The 1,154-nt window shown below is 56.8% G+C and carries 1 protein-coding gene and 1 pseudogene; both read left to right on the forward strand.

The features are described 5' to 3' along the window. Positions 1-527, forward strand: a pseudogene (locus HMPREF3114_RS21280) (hypothetical protein); the annotation flags it as partial. Further along, the gene (locus HMPREF3114_RS08565) at positions 514-930 is read left to right on the forward strand and encodes a tetratricopeptide repeat protein (RefSeq protein ID WP_049416238.1); all 417 of its coding nucleotides are present in this window, start codon (positions 514-516) and stop codon (positions 928-930) included. The pseudogene HMPREF3114_RS21280 and the gene HMPREF3114_RS08565, both read left to right, overlap by 14 nt. Positions 931-1,154: the final 224 nt, after the last annotated feature.

Consider the following 1,154-nt stretch of genomic DNA (forward strand, 5'->3'; position numbering starts at 1 on the left):
TCGTGACGTCAGACCCGCTCGGATTGCAGGGGGGAATCAGCACCTATGGCTACGTGAAGGGCAACCCTCTCACCTCGGTTGACCCGGATGGGATGCTGGCAATTCCTTTGCTGCCCCCGCCGCCCGTGGTCACGGGCGCCCCGGGTGCCGTTGGGGCGTACAATGAGACAGACCTCAGCAATCCGAACGGCAATTGGGATTTTGGTCCAAAAATCAACTTGGACTCCCTCAAGAATGTTTTGATGCTCCAAGAAATGATGGGGATCGGTCCCAACGGTTTGCTCAATCCCAATAGCGCTACGTCGCAGATGTCATTGGCAGTGCTGAAGCAAGCCTGCTCGGACAGAGACAAGGATGAGGACTGCAGGAAGGAGATTGAGCACTGCGTGTCAATCTGCAGTCGCGCTCGCAGGGATCCCGACCTTAAGGGAGTATGGGGTGGAAGCAGGGCCCGTTGCCTTACTGGATGCGTATCTTGGCGTTGCCAAGACAAAATAACTGAAGATGACCTCAATGGAATTCGATGAAGTAAAAAGCTGGCTTGAAGCGGGAGACGTTCCTAGAGCGCGCGCTTGGCTGATTGATTTCGTTGACCAAGGCCATGAAACGGAAGGGGCTTGGCTACTTCTCGCAGCCATCGGCATGCGCGCGAATGACGCAGAATTGTCCCTTCGCGCGTTTCGGGCACTCGAAAAGACCCGCCCTCACGATGCCTATGTGGCGTCTGGGTTGGTCGATGCACTTATGAGTATCGAGCGCTACCAGGAGGCCCGCGAGGTAATCCTCTCCTTCCGTAAGGTGGCTAAAAGAGGCGCTCCCTTCCACGATGCAGTCTTGGAAGAACACGAGGACGCACTGAGTTTGATTGAAGAGCGAATGCGTGCGGAGCAGCCGTCGTTGGGTGACGGCCGAACTGGGAGCGGTGATTGAAGATGTCAGGAGAGGGGCATTCCCTCTCCTGGTTGAGGTCCAGTCATCTGATTGTCAATAGGAGGCGCTTCAGCTTGAGCAATCAAGACGCCTCCAGGGCCGCGTCGGTGGCTTTCGGCGACCGGGTATTGCACTTCAGCAGGTGATCTGGTCGGACAACCTGCCCGTCGGATTGTTGAAGGGCAGCGCCCTCTACTACGTTCAGCCGGATCATCTGGGCACCC

The sequence above is a fragment of the Stenotrophomonas sp. HMSC10F07 genome (genome assembly GCF_001807895.1).
Lineage (GTDB): Bacteria > Pseudomonadota > Gammaproteobacteria > Xanthomonadales > Xanthomonadaceae > Stenotrophomonas > Stenotrophomonas sepilia.

What these genes read in the sequence shown, in the direction of transcription:
- HMPREF3114_RS08565 (WP_049416238.1), top strand. Translation starts at nt 514, where the DNA reads ATGGAATTCGATGAAGTAAAAAGCTGGCTTGAAGCGGGAGACGTTCCT.